This is a genomic window from Methylobacterium oryzihabitans (assembly GCF_004004555.2).
In the GTDB taxonomy this organism is placed as follows: Bacteria; Pseudomonadota; Alphaproteobacteria; order Rhizobiales; family Beijerinckiaceae; genus Methylobacterium; species Methylobacterium oryzihabitans.
On record NZ_SACP01000013.1, the window covers coordinates 158,890 to 182,711 of the forward strand.

Annotated in this window: 24 protein-coding genes; 12 read left to right on the top strand and 12 right to left on the bottom strand. The window is 73.6% G+C overall.

The window, feature by feature from the left end:
* The first annotated feature begins 177 nt into the window (after positions 1-177).
* Positions 178-1,488, top strand: a complete 1,311-nt coding sequence (locus EOE48_RS15040) for an NAD(P)/FAD-dependent oxidoreductase (RefSeq protein ID WP_127730485.1) — start codon at positions 178-180, stop codon at positions 1,486-1,488.
* 7 nt (positions 1,489-1,495) lie between these two features.
* Here EOE48_RS15040 and EOE48_RS15045 read toward each other — a convergent pair whose 3' ends face one another.
* Positions 1,496-1,849: a phage holin family protein gene (locus tag EOE48_RS15045; protein WP_187371426.1), complete on the bottom strand. Its 354-nt coding sequence runs from the start codon at positions 1,847-1,849 to the stop codon at positions 1,496-1,498.
* A gap of 187 nt (positions 1,850-2,036) precedes the next feature.
* Between EOE48_RS15045 and EOE48_RS15050 the strand changes: the two genes are divergently transcribed.
* Positions 2,037-2,321 (top strand): hypothetical protein, encoded by a 285-nt coding sequence (locus tag EOE48_RS15050; protein ID WP_127730489.1) that lies wholly within the window; start codon positions 2,037-2,039, stop codon positions 2,319-2,321.
* Here EOE48_RS15050 and EOE48_RS15055 read toward each other — a convergent pair.
* Together EOE48_RS15055 and EOE48_RS15060 are read right to left on the bottom strand one after the other, a co-directional pair.
* The gene (locus EOE48_RS15055; protein WP_127730491.1) at positions 2,315-3,748 is read right to left on the bottom strand and encodes a sensor histidine kinase; all 1,434 of its coding nucleotides are present in this window, start codon (positions 3,746-3,748) and stop codon (positions 2,315-2,317) included. The two genes, EOE48_RS15050 and EOE48_RS15055, sit on opposite strands and share 7 nt — an antisense overlap.
* Positions 3,738-4,520 carry a Crp/Fnr family transcriptional regulator gene (locus tag EOE48_RS15060; RefSeq protein ID WP_127730493.1) on the bottom strand — a complete coding sequence of 261 codons (783 nt, stop codon included), beginning with the start codon at positions 4,518-4,520 and terminating at the stop codon, positions 3,738-3,740. Before EOE48_RS15060 ends, EOE48_RS15055 begins: the two co-directional genes overlap by 11 nt.
* A 244-nt stretch (positions 4,521-4,764) precedes the next feature.
* Here EOE48_RS15060 and EOE48_RS15065 point away from each other — a divergent pair, with 244 nt between their 5' ends.
* Both EOE48_RS15065 and EOE48_RS15070 read left to right on the top strand, forming a co-directional pair.
* Positions 4,765-5,037 (top strand): DUF6894 family protein, encoded by a 273-nt coding sequence (locus EOE48_RS15065; protein ID WP_127730548.1) that lies wholly within the window; start codon positions 4,765-4,767, stop codon positions 5,035-5,037.
* A gap of 93 nt (positions 5,038-5,130) precedes the next feature.
* Entirely contained in the window at positions 5,131-6,273 is a 1,143-nt protein-coding gene (locus EOE48_RS15070; RefSeq protein WP_127730495.1) for a mechanosensitive ion channel family protein, read from the top strand.
* Positions 6,274-6,455: 182 nt separating this feature from the next.
* Here the strand turns inward: EOE48_RS15070 and EOE48_RS15075 are convergent, their stop codons facing one another.
* The 4 genes from EOE48_RS15075 to EOE48_RS15090 all read right to left on the bottom strand — a co-directional run bounded on the left by EOE48_RS15075 (position 6,456) and on the right by EOE48_RS15090 (position 11,611).
* Complete coding sequence (locus tag EOE48_RS15075; RefSeq protein WP_425463662.1) at positions 6,456-8,186, bottom strand: response regulator; 1,731 nt, start codon at positions 8,184-8,186, stop codon at positions 6,456-6,458.
* The gene (locus tag EOE48_RS15080; RefSeq protein ID WP_127730497.1) at positions 8,168-8,629 is read right to left on the bottom strand and encodes a response regulator; all 462 of its coding nucleotides are present in this window, start codon (positions 8,627-8,629) and stop codon (positions 8,168-8,170) included. Before EOE48_RS15080 ends, EOE48_RS15075 begins: the two co-directional genes overlap by 19 nt.
* Positions 8,630-10,909 carry an ATP-binding protein gene (locus tag EOE48_RS15085; protein ID WP_127730499.1) on the bottom strand — a complete coding sequence of 760 codons (2,280 nt, stop codon included), beginning with the start codon at positions 10,907-10,909 and terminating at the stop codon, positions 8,630-8,632. It abuts the gene before it with no gap.
* Positions 10,910-11,017: 108 nt separating this feature from the next.
* Positions 11,018-11,611, bottom strand: a complete 594-nt coding sequence (locus EOE48_RS15090) for a helix-turn-helix domain-containing protein (RefSeq protein WP_187371427.1) — start codon at positions 11,609-11,611, stop codon at positions 11,018-11,020.
* A gap of 248 nt (positions 11,612-11,859) precedes the next feature.
* Between EOE48_RS15090 and EOE48_RS15095 the strand changes: the two genes are divergently transcribed.
* The 6 genes from EOE48_RS15095 (at position 11,860) to dusA (ending at position 18,544) form a co-directional block, all read left to right on the top strand.
* Positions 11,860-12,351, top strand: coding sequence for an MOSC domain-containing protein (locus EOE48_RS15095; RefSeq protein ID WP_127730551.1), 492 nt, complete (start codon positions 11,860-11,862; stop codon positions 12,349-12,351).
* Positions 12,352-12,363: 12 nt separating this feature from the next.
* On the top strand, positions 12,364-13,311 hold the full coding sequence (locus EOE48_RS15100; protein WP_127730504.1) for a PDR/VanB family oxidoreductase: 948 nt from the start codon (positions 12,364-12,366) through the stop codon (positions 13,309-13,311).
* Positions 13,312-13,395: 84 nt separating this feature from the next.
* Positions 13,396-14,712 carry an MFS transporter gene (locus tag EOE48_RS15105; protein WP_127730506.1) on the top strand — a complete coding sequence of 439 codons (1,317 nt, stop codon included), beginning with the start codon at positions 13,396-13,398 and terminating at the stop codon, positions 14,710-14,712.
* A 275-nt stretch (positions 14,713-14,987) separates the two neighbouring features.
* Positions 14,988-16,181, top strand: coding sequence for a plasmid partitioning protein RepA (gene repA / locus EOE48_RS15110; RefSeq protein ID WP_127730553.1), 1,194 nt, complete (start codon positions 14,988-14,990; stop codon positions 16,179-16,181).
* Complete coding sequence (gene repB / locus EOE48_RS15115; protein ID WP_127730508.1) at positions 16,181-17,215, top strand: plasmid partitioning protein RepB; 1,035 nt, start codon at positions 16,181-16,183, stop codon at positions 17,213-17,215. The genes repA and repB overlap by 1 nt, the downstream gene beginning before the upstream one ends.
* Before the next feature lie 330 nt (positions 17,216-17,545).
* Positions 17,546-18,544: a tRNA dihydrouridine(20/20a) synthase DusA gene (dusA, locus tag EOE48_RS15120; protein WP_281292773.1), complete on the top strand. Its 999-nt coding sequence runs from the start codon at positions 17,546-17,548 to the stop codon at positions 18,542-18,544.
* Positions 18,545-18,674: 130 nt separating this feature from the next.
* On the opposite strand, the gene EOE48_RS15125 is transcribed toward dusA, so the two are convergent.
* From EOE48_RS15125 to EOE48_RS15145, 5 genes are all read right to left on the bottom strand, one after another.
* Complete coding sequence (locus EOE48_RS15125) at positions 18,675-19,373, bottom strand: retropepsin-like aspartic protease family protein (protein WP_127730510.1); 699 nt, start codon at positions 19,371-19,373, stop codon at positions 18,675-18,677.
* Positions 19,374-19,376: 3 nt separating this feature from the next.
* Complete coding sequence (locus EOE48_RS15130) at positions 19,377-19,592, bottom strand: DUF1289 domain-containing protein (protein ID WP_127730512.1); 216 nt, start codon at positions 19,590-19,592, stop codon at positions 19,377-19,379.
* A 2-nt stretch (positions 19,593-19,594) separates the two neighbouring features.
* Positions 19,595-20,467, bottom strand: coding sequence for an adenosylcobinamide-GDP ribazoletransferase (cobS, locus tag EOE48_RS15135; protein WP_127730514.1), 873 nt, complete (start codon positions 20,465-20,467; stop codon positions 19,595-19,597).
* A 208-nt stretch (positions 20,468-20,675) separates the two neighbouring features.
* Positions 20,676-21,095 (bottom strand): nuclear transport factor 2 family protein, encoded by a 420-nt coding sequence (locus tag EOE48_RS15140; protein WP_127730516.1) that lies wholly within the window; start codon positions 21,093-21,095, stop codon positions 20,676-20,678.
* A gap of 46 nt (positions 21,096-21,141) precedes the next feature.
* Positions 21,142-21,753: a LysE family translocator gene (locus tag EOE48_RS15145; protein WP_127730518.1), complete on the bottom strand. Its 612-nt coding sequence runs from the start codon at positions 21,751-21,753 to the stop codon at positions 21,142-21,144.
* Positions 21,754-21,863: 110 nt separating this feature from the next.
* Between EOE48_RS15145 and EOE48_RS15150 the strand changes: the two genes are divergently transcribed.
* Together EOE48_RS15150 and cobT are read left to right on the top strand one after the other, a co-directional pair.
* Entirely contained in the window at positions 21,864-22,505 is a 642-nt protein-coding gene (locus tag EOE48_RS15150; protein ID WP_127730520.1) for a class I SAM-dependent methyltransferase, read from the top strand.
* Between the two features lie 85 nt (positions 22,506-22,590).
* Positions 22,591-23,610 (top strand): nicotinate-nucleotide--dimethylbenzimidazole phosphoribosyltransferase, encoded by a 1,020-nt coding sequence (gene cobT / locus EOE48_RS15155; RefSeq protein ID WP_127730522.1) that lies wholly within the window; start codon positions 22,591-22,593, stop codon positions 23,608-23,610.
* The last annotated feature ends 212 nt before the right edge of the window (positions 23,611-23,822 follow it).

Sequence of the window (23,822 nt, forward strand, 5' to 3'; positions counted from 1 at the left end):
ATCGTTCTCGCTGACCGCCCCGAAACCGCTTCAAACGCGATGGCATGGCCCCATGATCGTGTCAAAAGGCTGCGCCGCCGATAACAAATGCGAATCCGCGACCGGGTTCCGCTTCGGGACCGGGCCGGAGCGGGCGGCCGGAGGCGAACGGATGGGGGCACCGGGCGTTCTGCCCCCATGACCGATTCCATCCCCGCGCCCCCTGCCGCGACCGACCGATCGTGCCCGGACTCCGCCCCGCGGGTCGTCATCGTCGGGGCGGGCTTCGCCGGGCTCGCCGCCGCCAAGGCGCTGGCCGGGTCCGCCCTCCGCGTGACGGTGATCGACCACAACAACTACCACCTGTTCGCGCCGCTGCTGTATCAGGTCGCGACGGCGGCCCTGTCGCCGGCCGACATCGCCGAGCCGGTCCGCCACATCCTCGCCGGCCACCCGAACGTCGAGGTGATCCTCGGGACGGTGGAGGGGATCGACACCACGGCCCGTCGGGTCCGGCTGCGCGACGGCGAGAACGTCGGCTACGACCGGCTGCTCCTCGCGACCGGCTCGACCAGCACGTATTTCGGCCACGACGACTGGGCGCCGCACGCCCCGGCCCTGAAGAGCATCGAGGAGGCGCGGGAGATCCGCACCCGGGTGCTGTCGGCGTTCGAGCGGGCCGAGCGCGCGCGCGACCCGGCGGAGCGCGAGCGGCTGATGACGGTCGTGGTCGTCGGCGGCGGCCCGACCGGGGTCGAGATGGCCGGCTCGATCGCCGAACTCGCCCGCCATGCCCTCGCCCGCGACTTCCGCCACATCGATCCGACCCGGGCCCGGGTGATCCTGGTCGAGGCCGGGCCGCGGCTGCTCGCCGCCTTCCCGGACGATCTCGCGGCCTATGCCGGGCGCTCGCTGGAGCGCCTCGGGGTCGACATCCGGCTCGGGCAGGCGGTGGAATCGATCGACGAAGGCGGCATCACCCTGGCGGGACGACGGATCCCGGCCGCCACGGTGGTGTGGGGGGCGGGCGTCACGGCCTCGCCGGCGGCGGCGTGGCTCGGCCTCGCCACCGACCGCAGCGGGCGCATCCCGGTCGAGGCCGACCTGTCGGTCACGGGATTCCCGGACGTCTACGCCCTCGGCGACACCGCACTCTGCCGCGACGCCGAGGGGCGCCCGCTGCCCGGGCTGGCGCAGGTGGCCCAGCAGCAGGGCACGCATCTCGGGCGCGCCCTGCGGGACACGCTCACCCGGGGCACCCCCCTCCCGCCGTTCCGGTTCCGCAACCGCGGCAACGCCGCCATCGTCGGGCGCCACGCGGCGGTGTTCGATTTCGGCCCCGGGCGCCGCCTGCGCGGCTTCTCCGCCTGGCTGCTCTGGGCCGCCGTCCACGTCGTGCTGCTGGTCGACTTCGCCCAGCGCGCCCGCGTCAGCCTGCAATGGCTGTGGCGCTACCTGACCTACCGGCGCGGCGCCCGGCTCATCACCGTCCCGCCGCCCCGCCGCTGACGCGGGCTCAGCGCGGACCCGGCTGCGGGATGCCGCGGGGCTTGAGCGTCATGGTGCGGAAGCCCCAGACCGTCAGGCCGATGGCCGCGAGGGCGAACGGGGCGGCGCCGAGCACGCCGGCGAGGATCTCCGACCCGATCAGCCCGGCAAGTCCCTTCACGGCCGCAACGAGGATCAGGAAGCCGCTGACGCAGGCGAGGATCACCACCGCGCCGGCGAGCCCGCCGACCCGCGACACGATCCCGGCGATGCGGCCGGCCTCGATCCGGACCAGCGCGACGTGCATCGTGGCGAGGTGCGAGGCGTCGCGGATCGCCCGCAGGATCAGGCGCGGCGTGCTCTCGTGCGGGGTGTCGGTCATGGCTCGGGTCTCTCCGGACGGCTGAAGCGGTTCCGTCCGCATCGCAGGGCGACAACGCTACGGCACCGCTTCCGGTTCGGCCGGCCGGACATCGGAGAGATGGCGGTTCCTGCCCCAAGGGCCGGAACACCGCGCCGGCGCCGTGGTTGATCCGCCACGATTGACCAGAGACACACGGGAGTCGGGTATGCGGATCGTCGCGAAGGCCGCCGTCGTCACCGCCGTCACGCTGCTCGGCGTCGGCGCCGCCGAGGCCAAGGGCTGCATCAAGGGCGCCATCATCGGCGGCGTCGCCGGGCACTACCTCGCCGATCGCGGCGTCATCGGCGCCGTCGCCGGCTGCCTCGGCGGGCGCTACATCGCCAATCGCCGGGCCAAGCAGCGGGAACTCGAGTACGGCGCGCGGGTGCGCTCGCGCGACGCCGGCTACGGCGCCCCCGGCGGCGTCGGCCGGCGCAACTACGCCTACTGAGGCGGGTCCTCCACCGGACCGAGCGGGGCTTCGAGCCGGCAGCGCAGCCCCGCCCGATCGTAGGTCAGGCTGACGCTGCCGCCGGTCTCGGCGGCGAAGCTGCGCTCGATCAGGCGCGAGCCGAAACCCTTGCGGGCCGGCGGCACCACCGCCGGCCCGTCATGCTCCGACCAGGTCAGGCGGAAGCGCGCCGGGCCTTGGCCCGCGCCCTGGCCCTCGCCCTCGACCACATTCCAGCGCACCTCGACATGGCCGGCCTCGCCGGACAGGGCGCCGTACTTGGCGGCGTTGGTGGCGAGTTCGTGCAGGACCAGGGCGAGGGACAGTGCCGACTTGGCGCCGAGCAGCACGTCGGGACCGCCGACATGGATGCGCGGCGAGCCGGCGTCGCGGTGGACGCCGAGGGCGCCCGCGACCACGTCGGCCACCGGTGCCGCGGTCCAGCTCGACTGGGTGAGGATGTCGTGCGCCCGCCCGAGGGAGATCAGGCGGGCCGCGAAGACCTCCCGGGTGCTGTCGATGTCGGTGGTGTTGCGCAGCGTCTGGCTGGCGATCGCCTGGACGAGCGCGAGGGTGTTCTTGACCCGGTGCTGCAGCTCGCCGGTGAGCAGCTGCTGGCGCTCCTCGGCCCGCTTGCGCGCGCTGATGTCGAGCATCACCCCGATCATCCGGGCGGCGCGGCCGCGGGCGTCGCGGATCACCGAGCCGCGATCGAGGACATCGGCGTAGCTGCCGTCGGCCCGCCGGAACCGATACTCGTCGCTCCAGAACTCGCCGCCGCCCTCGATCGCCTCGCGCAGCGAGGCCTCGACGCGGGTCCGGTCGCCCGGGTGGATCTGCGCGATCCACCACGCGGCGGTCGGGGCGACCGCGTCCGGGCGGTAGCCGTAGGCGGTCCCGAGCGCCTCGTTCCAGGCGACGTGGCCGCCGGCGAGGTCCCAGTCCCGGATCGCGTCGCTGGTGGCGCGGGAGAGCAGCCGGGAGCGCTCCTCGGCCCGGCGCCGGGCGGTGACGTCCTCGATCGCGCCGGCGAGACGCCCGTCCTCCAGCCTGCGGCCCCGCGCCGCGAGCCAGCGTTCGGCGCCGTCGGTGCGGTACTCGACGTCGAGCAGGCCGGGACCCGCCGGATCGCGCGCGCGCGCGAGGGCGTCCGCCACCCGGGCTCGATCCTCGGGATGGATGCCGGCGAGGAGCGCGGCGTCGTCCGCGGATGCGTCCGGCGTCAGCGCCATCAGCAGGCGGGCGCGGGCGTCGAGCACGAGGCCGCCGGATCCCCGATCCTGCTCGAACAGCCCGAGGCCGGCCGCCTCGACCGCGGCGCGCAGGGCGTCCTCGGGGGGCCGGCCGGCGCCGGGCCGGTCCGTCGGCGCGGCCGCCTTCGGCCGGACGCGGGGGCCCCTCGACCGGCGGCCGCTCTCAGCCGACATGGCGCACCGCCGGTTCCTCGCTGGCGGGCGAGACCGCCACGAGGGCGCCGCTCGGGCTGTAGACCGCGCCGAGCACCTCCTCGAAGTGGCGCTTGACCACCGCGTGGCACTCGCACGAGGCCTTCTCCATGTCGGCGCGGTCGCGGATGGTGATCCGGCCGCGGCCGACCGCGATCAGGCCCTGCTGCTGGAGCATCTTCAGCACCCGGGTCAGGTAGGTCCGCTGCACGCCGAGGCGCTCGGCCAGCATCTCCTGGGTGATCGGCAGGGTGTCGGTGTCGAGGCGGTCCTGGAGGGTCAGCAGCCAGCGGGCGCAGCGCTGCTCGATCGGGTGCAGGGCGTTGCAGGCCACCGATTGCAGCACCTGGGCGAGGAGGCAGTCGGAGTAGCGGGTGAACAGGTTGCGCATCAGCGGCGAGGTCCGCTTGACCGCCTGGAGGCGGGCGGCCTCCAGCCGCAGCACCGGGCCGCCGATCTGCACCACCGCCCGGCTGAAGGCCGGCAGGTAGCCCTGGCTGACCACGCCCCCGATCGCTCCCTCCCGGCCGATGATCGCGGTCTCGGCGCTGCGGCCGTCGCGCATCGTCACCACCAGCGTCGTGACGGTCGCGCCGCAGGGAAACGAGATCATCTCGACGTCCTGGCCGACCTCGAACAGCACCTCGCCGCGGCGGCATTCCACCGGCTCCAGGTGCGGGAGCAGGAGGAGGCGATCCTCGGCCCGGAGCGCGTCGAGCAGGAGATTGCCGCACGGAGGGGAAGCAGGAGGCATGAGGGCGGCGGCGACCGGCGATTGGCGGCGGAGGCGCCCTCCTAGCGCACGGTCCACGCCGATGTCTGTCTACTATTAGACGTTCGCCGAAAAAAACGCCCCGCTTGCGACCCCGCGTCGAGGTCAGGCTTGCCGTTGCGGCACATCGGACCTGCGAGGTTCAGTCGAGATCCCTGCAACCATTCGACCGGCCCGGTCTTGTTGATCCCGAAGACCCTGAGGACGCCGGGACGCATTGACGCCGATGCCGCGCTATTTCATCGATTTCGAGGACGGTGGCACACGCCTGAACGATGACGACGGCCAGGACTTCGCCGATCTGCAGGCCGCCCGCGACGCCGCGATCGGCGCCCTGCCGGATGTCGGCCGGGAAGTGCCTCCGGGCGACGGACGCCGCCTGTTCATGGCCCATGTCCGCGGCGAGGACGGCCAGACGCTGTGCACGATCCGGCTCGAACTCGACGCGCGCTGCCGTCCGGACCCGGCCGCCGCTCTGCCGGAGAAGCGCGAGCGCTGACGACGCGGGGTGCGCCGCAGCAGACGCAAATTTGTGCAGTGCGGAACCGCCTCCGCCACCGGTCATTGCCCCTGCTGCAGGAGGTGATGCCCGATGCGCTCCATCGACCCGTTGCTGACCGAGTTGGTCGGCTGGTTCACCTGGCTTCCCTGGTGGGCCGAGAGCCTCGCCCTGATCGTCGGCTGCTGCGCCGTCGTTCTGCCGCTGCACGGCGTGGCGTTCCGCGCCATGCAGCGCGCCGCCGCCGGCAAAAGCCTGTTCTGGCGCTCGCTGGTGGCCCGCACCCACGGCCCGAGCCGGCTCGGGCTGCTGATCGTGGCGATCAGCGCCGCGGCCGCCCCGCTGACCTGGGACGTGAGGCTCGTCGTCAACCAGGTGCTGCTGGTCGCCCTCGTGACCCTGTGCGGCTGGTGCTGCGCCATCGCCATCCACATCTGGTCGGTGGTCTACCTGCGCGGCTACAAGCTCGACACCGAGGACAACCTGCTGGCGCGCAAGCACGTCACGCAGGTGCGGATCCTGCGGCGGGCCGCCATCACCCTCGTGGTCCTCGTGACCATCTCGGTCGCCCTGATGACCTTCGAGCCGGTGCGCCAGTACGGCGTCAGCCTGCTCGCCTCGGCCGGGGCCGCCGGCCTGATCCTCGGCCTCGCGATGCAGCCGGTGCTGTCGAACCTCGTCGCCGGGATCCAGATCGCCATCACCCAGCCGATCCGGATCGAGGACGCGGTGATCGTTGAGAACGAGTGGGGCTGGGTCGAGGAGATCACCGCGACCTACGTCGTGGTCCGGCTGTGGGACTGGCGCCGGCTGGTGCTACCGCTGACCTACTTCATCCAGAAGCCGTTCCAGAACTGGACCCGCGACGGCGCCTCGCTGATCGGCAGCGTGATGCTCTACCTCGACCACACCGCACCGATCGAGGCGATGCGCCGCAAGCTCGCCGAGATCGCCGCCGGGTCGCGGCTGTGGGACGGCAACGTCGTCAACCTCCAGGTCTCCGACGCCCGCGAGACCGTCATCGAGGTCCGGATGCTGGTGAGCGCCCGCAACGCGCCGCAGACCTGGGACCTGCGCTGCGAGGTGCGCGAGAAGATGCTCGCCTACCTCCGGACCGAGCATCCGGGCGCCCTGCCCCGCCACCGCGCGGAGTGGGTCGCCCCCGGGGCCGAGGGCCGGCACGGCCCGGCGGCGGGGGCGGGGCCGGGGGTGAGGGTGGAGACGGTTCCGCAGTGACCCTGGACGATCGAGCTGCGCAGCTCAGCCCTTGGTGCATTCTTCTGAACCGTCTCCACCCTCACCCCTACCCCTCTCCCACTCGGGAGAGGGGATCCCGCGCTTGATCTTGCAAGGAAATTTCTCCGGACAGCCCTGCCCGCAGAGGGGGAATGCCGGGGCGTTCCGATCCGCTTCCGACCTCACCCGGCCGGCCGGCTCGACACCAGCCTCAGCGACGGCCCCGTCCGGGCGTTGAGGATCGCCGCGGCCTTGCCTTCGAGTTCGCCGTCGCGGAACGGCTTCTGGACGATGCGGTCCTCGCCGACCGCGCCGTCGATCGCCAGGGCGGCGTGGTCGGCGTAGCCGGTGACGAACAGGTACGGCATCCCGGGCCAGCGCCGGCGGATCTCGACCGCGACCTCGGCGCCGTTCATGCCCGGCATCGCGAAGTCGAGCACCACGAGATCGACGCGGGGGTCGAGGGCGATCGCCTGCAGCGCCGCCAGTCCTGAACCGGCTTCGCGAATTTCGTAGCCGGCTTCCGACAGCTTCGTGACGGTGATCTCCCGCACCGCGCCGTCGTCGTCGACGACGAGCACCACCGGCCGGTCGCCGGGGGCGCGCGGGGCCGCCCCATCGGTCCCGGCGCGGGGAACCTCGGGGGCCCGGGTCCCGGCGGCGACCCGCGGCAGGTAGACCTTCACCGAGGTCCCCTCCCCCACCACGGTGTCGATGCGCACCCCGCCGCCCGACTGCTTGGCGAAGCCGAAGACCTGGGCGAGGCCGAGGCCGGAGCCCTTGCCGACCTCCTTGGTGGTGAAGAACGGCTCGAACACGCGGGCCAGCACCTCGGGCCGGATGCCGGTGCCGGTGTCGCTCACCGCCACCATGACGTAGTCGCCGGCCGCCGGCTCCTCCGGCCGCGCCGGCGGCGCGGTCAGGTGCACGTTCGCGGTCTCGATGGTGAGGCAGCCGCCGACCGCCATCGCGTCGCGGGCGTTGATGGCGAGGTTGAGGATGATGAGCTCGATCTGGGTCGCGTCGACCAGGGCCGACCACAGGTCGGGCTGGAGCGTCATCTCGATGCGGACCGCGCCGCCGATCGAACTCTGGAGCAGGTCGCGCATCGACGCGACGGTCTGGTTGAGCTGGACCGGCTTCGGCTCGAGGCGCTGGCGGCGCGAGAAGGCGAGGAGCTGGGCGGTCAGCCGGGCGCCGCGCTCGGCCGCGCCGCGCATCATGTCGAGGCGCCGCCGCGAGCGGTCGTCCGGGACGACGCGCTCCAGGAACTCGATGTTGCCGGCGATCACCGTCAGGAGGTTGTTGAAGTCGTGGGCGACGCCGCTGGTGAGCTGGCCCACCGCCTCCAGCCGCTGCGCCTGCCGCAGGGCCTCCTCGACCCGCTCGCGCTCCTCGATCTGACGCTTCAGCTCGGCATTGGCCTCGGCGAGCGCCCGGGTGCGCTCGGCCACCCGCGCCTCCAGGGTCTCGTTGACCTCGCGCAGGGCGCCTTCGGCGGAGCGGCGCTCGGCATGGGCGCGGGCCTCCGCCAGGGCCCGGGCGATGACCCGCGGCAGGCGGTCGAGCCGCTGCTTGGTGACGTAGTCGGTGGCGCCGCCCTTCAGCGCCTCCACCGCCACGTCCTCGCCGAGCGTCCCGGAGACGAACACGAACGGCGTGGCGGGGCACAGGTCGCGGGCGAGCGCGAGGGCGGCGAGCCCGTCGAAGGTCGGCAGGACGTAGTCGGCGAGGACGAGGTCGTGGCCGCAGGTCCGGGCCGCGGCCGCGAAGGCGTCCCGGGTCATGACCCGGTCGATGCGGTGGACGAGCCCGGCATCGTCGAGGACCGCGCCGAGCAGCTCGGCGTCGAGGTCGCTGTCCTCCAGGAGGAGGATGTGGAGAGGGCCGGCGCTCAGGCGTTCGATGGCCACCCTCCCCTGTGCGGCGGCGGCTCGTTCAGCACCGCCCAGAACACCCCGAGGTCCTGGATCGCCTCGAAGAACTCCTTGAACCCGACCGGCTTGACCACGAAGGCGTTCACGCCGAGCTGGTAGGAGCGCACGAGGTCGCTCTCCTCGCGCGAGGAGGTCAGCATTACGATCGGGATCGCGCGCATGCCGGGGTCGCCCTTGACCGCCGCCAGCACCTCGAGCCCGTCCACCTTCGGCAGCTTGAGGTCGAGCAGCACCACCGCCGGCTCGCGCGCGTCGCGCCCGGTGTGGTCGCCGCGGCGGTAGAGGTAGTCGAGCGCCTCGGCGCCGTCGCGGCAGATCGCGATCTCGTTGGCGAGCTGGCTCTTCTCGAGGGCGGCGAGGGTCAGCTCGATGTCGTTGGGGTTGTCTTCGACGAGAAGGATCGGCTTCAGGTCGGCCATTCAGCGCGCCTCCATCCGGTCGGGAAGGGTGAAGTGGAACGTCGCGCCCTGGCCGAGGGCGCCCTCCGCCCAGACGCGGCCGCCGTGACGCTCGACGATGCGCCGCACGTTCGCGAGCCCGATCCCGGTCCCCTCGAACTCCTCGACCCGGTGCAGCCGCTGGAACACGCCGAACAGCTTGTTCACATAGGCCATGTCGAAGCCGATTCCATTGTCGCGCACGAAGAAAACCGCCTCGCCGCGGTCGTCGGGCGCGCGGCCGACCTCGATCACCGCGTCGGGCCGGCCGCGGGAGTATTTCACCGCGTTGGACAGGAGGTTCTCGACCACGAGCCGCAGCATCACCGGGTCGGCGTAGACCCGGCCGAGGGACCCGACCTGCCAGCGGATCTGGCGCCCGGCCGGCACGTCGCGCATCACCTTGCGGCGCACCTCCTCGACGAGCAGGTTCATGTCGCCGAACACCCGCTTGAGGGCGTTGCGGCCCATCTGCGAGAAGGTGAGCAGGCTGTCGACCAGGGTCCCGGCCGAGAACGCCGCCTCGACGATGGTGTCGAGATAGTGCCGGCCCTTGTCGGAGAGCCGGTCGCCCTCGCGGGTGCGCAGCAGCTCCGAATAGCCGACGATGTGGCGGAACGGCGCCCGCAGGTCGTGGCTGACCGAGTACGAGAACGCCTCCAGCTCCTTGTTCGAGCGCTGCAGTTCCTCGCTCAGCGCCGCCAGCTCCTCGGCGCGCCGCAGCACGATGCCGAGGATCGCCGCGCGCAGGTCCTTGGCGGCGTCGATCTGCGCCACCGACCACGGCAGTGCCCGGCCGCGCAGGGTCTCCTTCCAGATCTCGAACGAGGTGCGCGGGTGCAGGCGCATCGGCCCGCCGGCCGGGTCGGGCGTCGCGGCCTTGGTCGGGTCGCCGCCCCAGCGCACGGTCTGCACGACCTCGGGGCGGAACCACAGCACGGCGTTCGGCGAGGTCTGCGAGACCGCGATCGCCAGGAGGCCGCTCGCCACCTCGGTGAAGTCGGCGGCCGGCGGGTAGACCTCGGCGAGGGCGTCGGTGGCGAAGACGTCCTCGTCGCCGTCGCGAGCGGCGAGCCACTCGCACAGGCGCTGGACCTCGGCCTTCGCCGGGGTCCGGCCGACGAGGCGGCACTGGTCGCCGGCCACGATGGCGACGCCCTCGGCCTCGGCGAGGGCCAGGAGGTCGTCGGCGTGGGCGACGAGGCCGGCGGCGAAGCTGTCGGCCTCGGTCATGTAGCCGAGCAGCCGCCCGCCGACGGCGCCGAGGCGCAGCCGCTCCTCCGCCCCGGCGCTGCGCTCCTTGGCGGCGAGCTGGAGCGCGAAAACCCGGGTGAGCAGGTCGCAGGCGTTGCGGGCCTGGAGCGGCACCCGCCGGGGCGCCTTGTTGTGGCACGAGATCAGCCCCCACAGCCGGCCGTCGACGAGGATCGACACCGACATCGAGGCCATCGTGCCCATGTTGCGCATGTACTCGACGTGGACCGGCGAGACGCTGCGCAGGATCGAATGGCTGAGGTCGAGGGGGGCGCCGGTGGACGGCGGCACCGCCGGCACGATCGGCACCGGCACGTAGCCGGCATCCGGGATGATCCGCAGGCGGTTGCGGCGATACAGCTCGCGCGCCTGGGCCGGGATGTCGGAGGCGGGAAAGCGCAGGTCGAGATAGGACGGCAGCACGCCGTTGCCGTCCTCGGCCACGACGGTGCCGTGCCAGTCGCGGTCGAAGCGGTAGACCAGGGCGCGGTCGAAGCCGGTGACGCGGCGCGCCTCGGCGGCGAGCAGCCCGCACAGGTCGGCCACCGTCCCGGCCCGGTGCAGGCTCTCGACGAAGGCGTTGAGCCGCGGCGACAGCGCGTCGAGGCTCAGATCCGCGTCGGCTCCCGCCGCCGCCTCCTCCAGCTCGACCACGGCCAGCGGGCCGGAGCGGTGCACGGCGAGGTCGTAGCGCCGCGGCCCGTCCGCGGTGTCGAGGTCGAGGGTGCGCAGGTAGCGGGCGCCCTCGCCCTCCGGCTGCGGCGTCGCCGCGCCGGCGAGCGCCCCGGCGATCCCGGGAAAGACCTCGGTCAGCGGCCGGCCGATGACGTCGGCCCCCGCCCGGCCCGGGCGGTCGGGAACGTTCTGGCTCGCCTGGACGATGCGCAGCTCCGGCCCCTGGACCGCGAGGAGGAACCCGTGCGGCTGGAGCGTGCCGAGAAGGTGGATCGGCTCCCGGTCGCAGGCGGTCAGTTGGGCCGCGTCGAGCGCCCGTGCGGCTGAGTTCAAGATTCGGACTCCGTCATCGCCGCTCCCCCCGTTGGCGGCGGACCATACAGGCGCCGGTCGCCGGACGCGACCCGGCGGAGCACGATAATCCCGCGAGGGCGGGGCGCGTCAGTCCCGGGTCACCGCGATCAGCACGCAGGCCGCCGGCGTGGTGCGGCGGACCTGGTGCGGCAGCCGCCCCGGAAACTGCAGCGCGTCGCCCCGGCGGAGCCCGACCACCCGGTCGGCGAACCGCACCTCGACCGCGCCGTCGACGACGAACAGCAGCTCCTCGCCGTCGTGCTCGGCCCGGAAATCGTCCGAGAAATCCGGCTGCGGGTAGACCAGGAAGCCGTCGAGGCCCGGCCGCCCTCCCCCGGTGGTGAGCGCCTCGAGGCGGTAGCCGCCCCCCTCCCCCGGAGCCGCGGGATCCGCGGGTGCCGCCCGGTCCTGCGCCCGCGACACATGGATCGCCGCGGCATCGACCGCCTTGCCGAAGAGCTGGGCGACCGGCACGCCGAGGGCCCGGGCGAGATTGAGCACCGTCGAGACCGAGGGCACCTTCAGCCCGCGCTCGACCCGCGACAGGTAGCCCTTGTCGAGCCTCACCGCCGCCGCGAGGTCGGCGAGGGTCCAGCCCCGGGCGCGGCGGGCGGCCCGCACCTCCCCCGCGAGGCGCAGGCGCGCCTCCCCTTCCAGCCATCCCGGCACGTCGTCGAGCATCAGGGTCCGTCGGGCCTCGCGCGAGCCGCCATGGTTGGGGCCCCCGCGACGGAGCGTCAACCGGCGCGCGCGACCCGGCTCCGACCCCATCGGGCGGGGCGAGCCTGTTCATGAAGTAGGCAACAGGTTGCCTACAGGAAATGCTTGCATCCGGCTTGCGGAAGAATAGTCTTTTCCTAATCGAGATGCGCTGCCGATGCAGTCGCGGCGACCGCCCGTGCGGTCGCGCGGAGCGTGACGAGGTGACGATGACCTGGGCCGGCACCCTGCTGCATATCCACGTCGCCCCCTCGGCCTCGGTCGAGATGGAGGAACTCGCCGAGGCGCGGCTGATCCCCGGCCGGGGCATCGAGGGCGACCGCTACCTCCTCGGCACCGGGACCTACTCGCAGAAGCCCGACATCCGCGAGGTCACCCTGATCGAGATGGAGGTGCTGGAGGCGCTGGCTCAGGGCGAGCCGAAGATCCCCGGCCTCAAGGCCGTGGTCGACCCGGCCGACCACCGCCGTAACCTGACGACGCGCGGCGTTCCCCTCGGCCACCTCGTCGGCCGCCGCTTCCGGGTCGGCGAGACGGTGCTGCGGGGCGGGCGGATGAACTTCCCCTGCCCCTACCTCGAGGAGCTGCTCGGCGTGCCCGGCCTCTACGAGGGGCTGCTCAACCGCTCGGGCCTCAACTGCGCGATCGAGGCCGGCGGGGTAATCCGCCGCGGCGACCCGATCCTGCCGCTCGCCGACTGACGGGGCGCCGCGATGGTGCCGCGCCTCATCATGAAGCTCGACGTCGCCGAGGTGCGGCACGAGCCCGGCGACGTGCTCCTGGCGACGCTGACCCATCCGCGGCGCCCCCTCCTGCCGGCCGCGACCGCGGGCGCCCATGTCGACGTCCACCTCGGCGACGGGCGGGTGCGGCACTACTCGCTGTGGGGCGACCCCGCCGACCGCAGCGCCTACCGGATCGCGGTCAAGCGCGAGGCCGAGGGCCGGGGCGGCTCGCGCCGCCTGCACGAGTTGCTGGTGCCCGGCGCCTCCCTGATGGTGTCGGCGCCGCGCAACCACTTCGCACTGCCGGAGACCGGCGGGCCGGTGCGGCTGCTCGCCGGCGGGATCGGCATCACCCCGCTTCTCGCCATGGCGCAGGTCCTGGCGGCGGGCGGTCGCGCCTTCCACCTCCACGTCTTCGCGCGCCGGCGCGCCACCGCGCCGCTGATCGAGGAAGCGCGACGGCGACTCGGCCCCGGCCGCGTCAGCGCGCATCTCGACGACGAGCCGGACACCCGCGTCGCGTTGCCCGCCCTCCTCGCCGCGCCCGAGCCCGGGGCGGTGCTCGCCTGCTGCGGCCCGGCCGGGTTCATGGCGGCGGTGCGCGACGCCGCCGCGCACTGGCCCGAGGAGGCGCTGCTGTTCGAGGCGTTCCAGCCCCTCGCCGACGAGAGCTTCGTGCCGGAGCCGTTCGAGATCGTGCTCGCCTCCGGGCGTCGGCTCGCGGTGCCGGCCGACCGCTCGGCCCTCGACGTCCTGCGCGAGGCCGGCGTCGCGCCGCCCGCCTCCTGCGAGACCGGCGTCTGCGGCTCCTGCCTGTGCGGTTACCGCGACGGCACCCCGATCCACCGGGACGTGGTGCTGTCGCCCCGGGCCCGGCGCGGGCGGTTCGCGCCCTGCGTCTCCCGTGCGGTCGGGACCCTGCACCTCGACCTGTGAGTCGGGCGATCATCGAGAGGGCCGGGCAACGGCCGGGTTGACGGGCGAGGACGACCGGCGGGCCAACCAGCGAGGAGCCCACGCATGTCCATGGCATCCACCGCGGCCCTTCCGGCCGCGCCCGAGACCGGCGCGCCGCCGATGCGCCGGGTCGTCACGTCGAGCGTCGTCGGTACGGCGGTCGAGTGGTACGACTTCCTGATCTACGGCACGGCGAGCGCGCTCGTCTTCAACAAGCTGTTCTTCCCCTCCTCCGACCCGGCGGTCGGCACGATTGCGGCCTTCGCCACCTACGCGGTCGGCTTCCTGGCCCGGCCGCTCGGCGCCGCGATCTTCGGGCATTTCGGCGACCGGGTCGGACGCAAGAAGATGCTCGCCGCCACGATCATCATCATGGGCGTCGGCACCTTCCTGATCGGCTGCCTGCCGACCTATTCCCAGATCGGCGTCTGGGCGCCGGTGCTGCTGGTGCTGCTGCGCCTGCTCCAGGGCATCGGGCTCGGCGGCGAATGGGGCGGCGCGGTGCTGATGGTGGTCGAGAACGCCCCCGACAGGCGTCGCGGCCTGTTCGGCAGCCTCGTGCAGATCGGCAACCCGATCGGCAACCTCGCGGCGACCGGAATCTTCGCCCTGATGGCCTCGCTGCCCGAGAGCGACTTCCTGCTCTGGGCGTGGCGGATCCCGTTCCTCCTCAGCATCCTGCTCGTCGGAGTCGGCCTGTTCATCCGCATGCGGCTGGAGGAGACGCCGGCCTTCCGCGCTGTCGAGGCCGGCCGGGAGGTCGCGCGGCTGCCGGTGGTCGAGGTCATCCTGCAGCACCCGCGGCCGTTCCTCACCGCGGTCGGGCTGAAGCTGTCGGAGATCGCCTGGGCCAGCGTCGCCAGCGTGTTCGTCATCAGCTACGTCACCGGGTCGCTCGGCCTGCCGCGCAGCGTCGTGCTCAACGGCATCTTCGCCGCCTCGACGGTCGCCCTCGTGTCGATCCCGCTGTTCGGCTGGCTCTCCGACCTCGTCGGGCGCAAGACGATGTTCTATGCGAGCTGCCTGTTCTGCATCGCCTTCGCGTTCCCGTTCTTCTGGCTCCTCGACACCCGCGACCCGACGATCATCGCCGTCGCGATCGTGGTGGCGATCTCGTTCGGGCAGATGATCGGGTTCGGGGTCGGGGCGCCGTTCTATTCCGAGCTGTTCGCCGCCCGCCTGCGCTACAGCGGCGCCTCCCTCGGCTTCCAGATCGGCGCGGCGATCTCCGGCGGGCTGACGCCCTTCGCCGCCGCCTCGCTGCTCGCCTGGAGCGGCGGCGCCACCTGGCCGATCTCGCTCTACCTCATCGCGGCCGCGCTCATCACGCTGATCGCGACCGCCTGCGCGCCGGAGACCGCCGGCAAGCCGCTGCGCTGAGAGAGCCGGTCCCGGCCGGTGATTCGCCGCCGCGCCGGGGCCGTGGCGCCGAGATCCCGGTTGCCGGCCGGCAACCGGCGCGGCTCCCGGGCCGCCGTCCGCCCACGTAACCGCCTGACGGCAAAGGCGTCCCGGGCGCGGGGCGCCGTCTCCTTCCGCCGTCCCGGCGCTTCGCGCTTGCGCCCTCCGCCACGTTCGGGCGATGCTGTCACGCTTGGAACCGCCCGGAGCGGGATCCGGCGTATGCACGAGAGCCCCACGTGAGTCCTGCCGCCCTGAGCCAGCCCGCGCCCGCCGCGCGCGCGATCCACACCCTCGTCGGCGAGCACGCCCGCGACCTGTCGGCCAAGCTTCAGCAGCACCGGCTGGCCCTGTTCCCGCCGACCGCGGCCAAGACCCTGCGCCGCTTCACCTCCGGCGAGGCCGCCGGGCTGATCGGGGTCGATCCCGGCTACCTGCGCCGGCTGAGCCTGGAGGGCCGCGGGCCGCAGCCGGAGGTCGGGCCGTCCGGCCGGCGCTCGTACTCGATCGAGGACATCCAGGCGCTGCGGGCCTATCTCGACGAGAGCGGCAAGGCCGAGCGGCGCTACCTGCCGCACCGACGCGAGGGCGACCACCTCCAGGTGATCTGCGTCGTCAACTTCAAGGGCGGCTCGGGCAAGACCACCACCGCGGCGCATCTGGCCCAGTACCTCGCCTTGCGCGGCTACCGGACCCTGGCGGTCGACCTCGACCCGCAGGCGTCGCTCTCGGCCCTGCACGGCTACCAGCCGGAATTCGACGTCGGCGAGAACGAGACCCTCTACGCCGCCCTGCGCTACGACGACGCCCGCCGGCCGCTCTCCGAGGTGATCCGCCGGACCTACTTTCCCGGGCTCGACATCGTGCCGGCCAACATCGAGCTGATGGAGTACGAGCACGAGACCCCGAAGGCGCTCGGCTCCGGCACCGGCGACCTGTTCTTCACCCGCCTCGACGGCGCACTGGCGGAGGTCGAGGCGAACTACGACGTCGTGGTGGTCGATTGCCCGCCGCAGCTCGGCTTCCTCACCATGTCGGCGCTCTGCGCCGCCACCGCGGTTCTCGTCACGGTCCATCCGCAGATGCTCGACGTGATGTCGATGTGCCAGTTCCTGCTGATGACCTCCGACCTGCTCGGCGTCGTCGCGGAGGCCGGCGGCAACATGAGCTACGACTGGATGCGCTATCTCGTGACCCGCTACGAGCCGGGCGACGGGCCGCAGAACCAGATGGTGAGCTTCATGCGCTCGATGTTCGGCGAGCACGTCCTGAACTACCCGATGGTGAAGAGCACCGCGGTGGCCGACGCCGGCATCACCAAGCAGACCCTGTACGAGGTGTCCCGCGACGCCTTCACCCGCTCGACCTACGACCGGGCGCTGGAGGCGCTGAACAACGTCAACGGCGAGATCGAGGCGCTGATCGCCCGGGGCTGGGGCCGCGGCTGATGGCGCGCAAGAACCTCCTCGCCGGCCTCGTCGCCCCGCAGTTGCCGGCCGGCAACCCGGACGGGGCGCCCGCCGCCACGCCGCCGCGGCCGGAGCCGGCGGCGCGCCTCGGCGCCCTCGGCCGCGGCGGCGCGATCGGCGCCGTCAGCCGCTCGATCGAGGGGCTGAAGAGCGCCGCCTCGGACGCCGAGCAGATGCGGGCGCAGCTCGCCGCCGGGCAGACCGTGGTCGAGCTCGACCCGAGTCTGATCGACGCCTCGCCGGTCGCCGACCGCATCCCGCACGAGGGCGGCGGGCACGACGACCTCGTCGCCTCGATGCGGCTGTCCGGCCAGCAGGTGCCGGTGCTGGTGCGGCCGCACCCGGCCGAGCCCGGCCGCTACCAGACCGCCTACGGCCACCGCCGGGTGCGGGCTGCCGCCACCCTCGGCCGGCCGGTCCGGGCGGTGATCCGCCCGCTCACCGACGCCGAGCTGGTGGTGGCGCAGGGCCAGGAGAACAACGCGCGGCGCGACCTCAGCTTCATCGAGCGGGCGCTCTACGCCGCGCGGATCGAGGAGGCCGGATTCTCGCGCGAGACCGTCATGGCGGCGCTCGGGGTCGACAAGACCGGCGCCTCGCGGCTGGTCTCGGCGGCGATCAAGGTGCCGCGCGACCTCATCGCGGCGATCGGCCCGGCGCCGAAGGTCGGCCGCGACCGCTGGATCGACCTCGCGACGAAGCTGGACGGGGAGGCGGCCCGGGACGCCGCCCGGCAGGCCGCGGCGGGCCCGGCCTTCGCCGCCGCCGACACCGACGGGCGGTTCGAGCTCGTGCTGCGGGCGCTGCAGGCTCCGCGCCGGGGCGGGGCCGAGACGACGCCGCTCCTCGGCACCCACGGCCGCCCGATCGGCCGCCTGGAACGCGCCGGCCGCGGCGCGCGGCTGCGGCTCGACGATGCCGGCTTCGCCGACTACCTCGCCGCCCACCTGCCACGCCTGCACGCGGAGTGGGCCGGGACGACGAAGCCGGACCAATCGGAAGGCCAGGCTTGAAGAGGTCGGTCAGTGCGCTCGATCCGGCCGGGATAACAAAGTATAACCTGGTCGCTTCACTTATGATAACCGAATAATTTAACGGAACCAGTCCGCCACGACATCGTTCACCGGGGGTGCTCGCGCCTGTCACCTCGCGTCACTCGGCGTGTGCCCCTCTGGCGTGAGTTCCGTCCGCTCAACCCCTCCCTCACCGGCGGACGGGGCTCACGGTCAGCCGATGTCGGACGGCGATCCGCCCTCGTGCCGCCGCCGGGCGGTGCAAAGTCCCGGGATCCATCCTAGATCGAAGCCGGGGCCGGCTTCGGCCGTGAGGAGAGGGGACCCGACTTGCTGTCGCCGAACGACATCCGATTGTCCGTCGCCCCGATGATGGACTGGACCGACCGGCACTGCCGCGCCTTCCACCGCGTGCTGTCGCGGCGCGTCCGGCTCTATACCGAGATGGTGACGACCGGCGCGGTGCTGCACGGGCCGCGCGACCGGCTGCTCGGCTTCGACGCGGCCGAGCATCCGGTGGCGCTCCAGCTCGGCGGCTCGGATCCCGGCGACCTCGCGCAGGCGGCGCGGATCGGCGCGGAGTACGGCTACCACGAGATCAACCTCAACGTCGGCTGCCCCTCGGACCGGGTCCAGGACGGCCGCTTCGGCGCCTGCCTGATGCGCGAGCCGGCGCTGGTCGGCGAGGGCGTCGCCGCGATGAAGGCCGCGGTGGCGATCCCCGTGACGGTGAAGTGCCGCATCGGCGTCGACGACCAGGATCCCGAGGCCGCCCTCGACGCGCTGACCGCCGCGGTGCGGGCGGCGGGCGTCGACGCCCTGGTGGTGCATGCCCGCAAGGCGTGGCTGCAGGGCCTGTCGCCGAAGGAGAACCGGGACATCCCGCCGCTCGACTACGGCCGTGTGCATCGCCTGAAACAGGCCCATCCCGACCTGCCGGTGGCGATCAACGGCGGCATCCGCAGCATCGCCGAGGCGGCGGCGCAGCTCGCCCATCTCGACGGCGTGATGATCGGGCGCGCGGCCTATGCCGAGCCGGCTTTGCTGCTCGGGGTCGATCCGGTGCTGTTCGGCGAGCCGGCGCCGGTCGCCGACCCGTTCGCGGCGCTGGACGCCTACGCGCCCTACGTCGCGGCCCGGCTGGAGGCCGGCGAGCGGCTGCACGCCATGACCCGGCACATGCTCGGCCTGTTCAACGGCCGCCCGGGGGCACGGGCGTGGCGGCGCCATCTCTCCACCGCCGGCACCCGGTCGGATGCGGGCCTCGCGACCCTGCGGGAGGCCGCCGCCCTGGTGTCGCGCGAGCGCGGCTTCGAGGACGCGGCTTGAGCCGCCTTGCGATTTTCGATGGATCGCTCGGCGATCCCTGCGGGATCGCGTCGCGACGCGAAAATCGCCTTCGCTCAAGCGCCGCGCGGGCCCGTGACACGAGTGTCGAACCAATGGTCCGACACTCGTGTCAACCGGCGCGGCCGCGCAGGATGAGCCGGCTGCCGCGGACCTCGTAGGAGGCGAGGCGCTCCAGGAAGCTCATCCCGAGCAGGTTCACCGACAGGGTGCCCGGCCGGGTGACCAGGGCGGAGACCCGCCGGGCCACGATCGGCCCGACCGCGATCGCGTCGAGCCGGACCGGCGCCGCCATGGCGCGGCCGTTGGCGGTCTGGACCGGCACCGTGAACGCGCCGGGCGCCGGGTGCAGGCCGAGGGCGGCGGCGCTCTCGGCGGTCAGCACCACCGTCGAGGCGCCGGTGTCGAAGGCCAGCCGCAGGTCGCGGCCGTCGATCCGCGCCTTCACGGTGAAGCCGCCATCGGCCCGGCGCGGCACCACGACCTCGGTCGCGGCGGCGGAGAGCGGCTCGCCGGGATCGACCTCGGCGAGGAGCCGCAGCCCGGCGCCGCGGGCCTCGTCGCGCCAGTGGTAGAGCGATGCGCCGGCGAGGCCGACGCCGCACCACAGCGCGAGCGATCGCAGACCCGCCCCGAAGCCGGCCCGGAAGCGCCCGGCGATGCCCGACAGCACCAGGAGCACGGCCGCCGCCGCCACCGCCGCGCCCGCGAGCGCGCCGGGATCGAACCCGGCGACGGGACCCGGCGACAGGGCGACCAGGGCCCAGGCGGCGGCGAGGAGCAGGCCGGCGAGGCCGAGGGCGCCGGGCACGGCTCAGGCGAGCCGGCGCGGCGCGGCGGGCGGCGGGCTCGCCACGGGCCGAAGCGCCGCGAGCCGGTCGGGCAGGCCGGCCATGATCCGGCGGCGCTCCGGCTCGGACAGGCCGCCCCAGGCGGCGATCTCGTCGCGGGTGCGGCCGCAGCCCTCGCATAGGCCGCTCACCGGATCGAGGACGCACAGGCGGATGCAGGGGGTGGACGGGGCGGCCATGGTCAGTCCGGCAGGGCGACCAGCATCGCCAGCAGCACGCCGACCTCCGCCACCTGCTGGCAGGCGCCGACGACGTCGCCCGTCTGCCCGCCGATCAGCCGCGCCGACAGGCGCGACAGGGTCCAGGCGGCGAGCCAGGCGAGGAAGGCGGCCAGCGCGAGGCCGAGCCAGGGCAGGCCGAGCAGCCCGGCGGCCAGCGCGAGAACGAGGCACAGGCCCCAGGCGGTGGCGTGGGCGGCGGCGCCCGGGCGCCCGACCGCGTGCGACGCCCCGCCCGGCCGGGCGGGGCCGAGATGCACCATCGGCCACAGGGCGGCGGTGCGCGACAGCGCGGCGGCGAGGACCAGCACCAGGGCGGTGCGCCAGCCGGCCCGGTCGAGCAGGGTGGCGAGCGCCCCGATCCGCAGGGCGTAGACCAGCATCAGCGCCGAGGCGCCGTAGGCGCCGATGCGGCTGTCGCGCATGATCTCGATCCGACGCTCCGGCGTCGCACCGCCGCCGAACCCGTCCGCCACGTCGGCGAGCCCGTCCTCGTGCAGGGCGCCGGTGACCAGCGTGGCGGCGAGGACGGCCAGCGTCGCGGCGATGAACGGCCCGAGGCCGAGGCCGTGGGCCCCGAGCAGCGCCAGAGCCGCCGGGACCGCGATCAGGGCGCCGGCGACCGGCAGCATCCGGGGCGCGGTGCGGAAGTCCGGCACCGCGTGGCGGTCGGCCTCGCCGGGCAGGGCCGGCACCGGCAGCCGGCTGAAGAAGCGCAGGCAGGCCGCGAGGTCGAGGAGCGGGGGCCACGGGCCGGCGCGGTCGGGCGGCGGCTCGAACTCGTCGTCCGCCTCGTCGGCGGGCTGCCGCGCCCCCAGCTTCGCTGCCTCGGCCATCGTGTCCGCCCTCTCCGGCGGCGCCGGCCGCACGGGCCGGCGCGACGCGCGGGATTCCGTCGTTGTCGTTCGCCCCGATCATAGCCCGATCCGCGCCCGCCGTCCCGGGCGGCAATGCGGCCTTTGGGCGTTCACCGGCAGGGCAGGGGAGTCGGATGGCTTTTCGCGGCGCGAGGCGGCCCCTCCCGCAGAGGGGACGACGCCGCTTCTACGCCGGCACGGGCGTCGTCCAGGTCGCCTGGGCGACCGGATCGGTCCAGGCCGAGCCGACCGGCTGCAGGACGACCCAGGTCTCGGCCAACAGGCCCCCTTCGGTGCGGTAGGATTGCAGGCCCGCCCGGGTTCTCACGTCGCCGCCGTCCCGGTCCGTCCACCGCATCGTGAAGCGGAACCACGCGCGTTCGCCCTGGAAGGCGTGGTCGTAGACGAGGATGCGGACATCCGGGCGCGCCTGCCTCAGGGCGGCCAGTTCGGCCGCGTAGGCGTTGGGCGTGACTGTCCGGTCGCCCAACTCGTCGTGACGCAGGTATTCCGGCGCGATGCAGGCATTCACGAGGTCGAGCGCGCCCTCGTGCCAGACGCGCTCCCAGCGGTCGAACAGGTCGCGCAGGGTGGTGTGATCGGACATGACGGTTCTCCTTCGGCGACCCGGCGCTGCGTCCTCGCCTCCAAGCCTACCGGCCGGCGACGACGACCCCGGCTCCCATCATCAGGCCACCGGCGGCGCGGTTCACCCGCCGCACCACCGCGGGCGTACGCAGGAGGCGTCGCGCCCGCGTCGCCAGGAGGACGTGGCCGCCGACGACCACGATCTCGACCGCGACGATCACGGCGGCGAGCCACCCGACCTGTCCGGCGGTCAGCGACGCCCCGACGACATTCGGCAGCAGCGCGACGTAGAACAGCGGCATCTTCGGATTGCCGAGGTTGAGGACGATGCCGGTCGCGAACACCGCCGCGAGGCCCCGGCGGTCCTCGACCGGCCGGAGCTCGGGCACCCGCGGCTCCGCGGTCCAGAGGCGCAGGCCCATCCAAATCAGGTAGGCCGCCCCGGCATAGCGCAGGACCGTCATCACGGTCGTCATCTCGGCGGCGAGGACGGACAGGCCGAGGGCGGCGAGCACCAGGAAGACCAGGATGCCGACGACGGTGCCGGCGCCGTAGGCGATGCCGGAGGCGGCCCCGTGCGAGAGCGTCCGGGCGACGATGGTCATGTTGTCCGGCCCGGGACTGGCCGCGAAGACGAAGAAGGCGGCGGCGAAGGCCAGCAGGGTGGCGGCATCCATGGCGAAGTCCTCGCTGACCCTGGGGAGGGGATTGGTCTGCGTGACGGAACGGTGCAAGGCGGAGGCCAGCGGCGGGGCACAGGAATCCGACGCGGGTGGGGGATCACGGCATGGCGGCGGTCGCGGGATCGGGCGGTTACGGCGAGAACGCCGCGAGCCTCGCCGGGCAGTACGAGAGCATCACCTTCGCGCAGGTCCACCGCGACGTGCTGCATCTCTTTCCGGCCCCTCCGAGCCGGGTGCTCGATATCGGCGCCGGCTCGGGACGGGACGCCGCGGCGCTGGCGCGGCAGGGGCACCGCGTCACCGCCGTCGAGCCGACCGAGGCGCTGCGGATCCAGGGGCGGGCCATCCACGCGGCCGTGCCGATCGCCTGGGTGGACGACGCCCTGCCCGACCTCGCGGTGATGTGCGGCCGCGGCGAGCGCTTCGACCTCGTGCTGCTGACGGCGGTGTGGATGCATCTCGACGCGGCCGAGCGCGAGCGGGCGATGGCGCGGGTCGCCGGGCTGCTGTCGCCCGGCGGCCGGGTGGTGATGTCGCTGCGGCACGGGCCGGTGCCCGAGGGCCGCCGCATGTTCGAGGTGTCCGCCGAAGAGACCGCGGATCTCGGCCGCCGGCACGGGCTGGACGAGGTCTTCGGCTGCGAGCGCGAGGACATGCTGGGGCGCGGCGACGTGCACTGGAGCTTCCTGTGCCTGGAGCGGCCGCGAGCCTCGGGGCGGTCGCCGGGCGGGATCGTAGGTGATTGATCCTGCCGCACTTTCGGCACCGCGTCGGTTTCCGCTCCCGTGCGAAATACCCTAAGAGGCCGCATCCGCGCCCTGGAGCGACCTCATGACCTCTCCCTTCGACGACATCCGCAACCTCATCGCCACGATGCCGGGGCCGGACGACACCGCCGCCGCGCTCGCCGCGGCGCGGCAGGCGACCCTGACCAAGCCGGCGGGCAGCCTCGGGCGGCTGGAGGACATCGCGGCGTGGCTGGCGGCGTGGCAGGGCAAGCCGATGCCGAGCCTCGACCGGCCGCTGGTCTGCGTCTTCGCCGGCAGCCACGGGGTCGCGGCCCGCGGCGTCTCGGCGTTCCCGCCCGAGGTCAACCGGCAGATGCTCGACACCTTCGCGGCCGGCGGGGCGGCGATCAACCAGATCTGCGCCGCCCACGGCCTCGGCTTCAAGGTGTTCGACCTCGCCCTCGACATGCCGACCGGCGACATCACGGTCGCCGAGGCGATGACGGAAAAAGCCTGCGTCGCCACGATGGCGTTCGGCATGGAGGCGGTGGCGGCCGGCACCGACGGGCTGGCGCTCGGCGAAATGGGCATCGGCAACACCACCGTGGCGGCGGCGATCTACGCCGCGCTCTACCACGGCTCGGCCGAGACCTATGTCGGCCGCGGCACCGGCCTCGACGAGGCCGGCTACGCCCGCAAGGTCGCGGCGGTCGAGGCGGCGCTCGCCCACCATGCCGGCCACCTCCACGACCCGCTCGAGGTGCTGCGCCGGCTCGGCGGGCGCGAGGTGGCGGCGATCGCCGGTGCGATCCTGGCGGCGCGGATGCAGCGGGTGCCGGTGGTGCTCGACGGCTACGTCGCCACCGCCGCCGCCGCCGTGCTGCACGCGGTCAACCCGGCCGCCCTCGACCATTGCCTCGCCGGCCACCTCTCGACCGAGGGCGCCCACGGCGCGGTGCTGGAGCGCCTCGGCCTGACGCCGCTGCTCAGCCTCGGCATGCATCTCGGCGAGGGTTCGGGCGCGGCGCTCGCGCTCGGCATCGTCAAGGCGGCGGTGGCCTGCCACCGCGACATGGCGACCTTCGATCAGGCCGGGGTGTCGGGGCGCCTGCCGGACGCCTAGGCGCTCAGCTCGACTTTGGCCAATTTTGGCGGGTCTGAGGCCCTGGTGGCGCGGGGGTGACGAAGCGGCCGTGACGGGTAGGCTGGCGCTGTTTCGACCAAGAGACACCGCCATGCCTGGCCTGCCCGCCCGCTTCGCCGGGCTCATCCTGGCCTTCGCGCCGCTCTTCGTCCACCGCTCCTGGTGCCACGCCCGGGTCCTGCTTCTCGGCG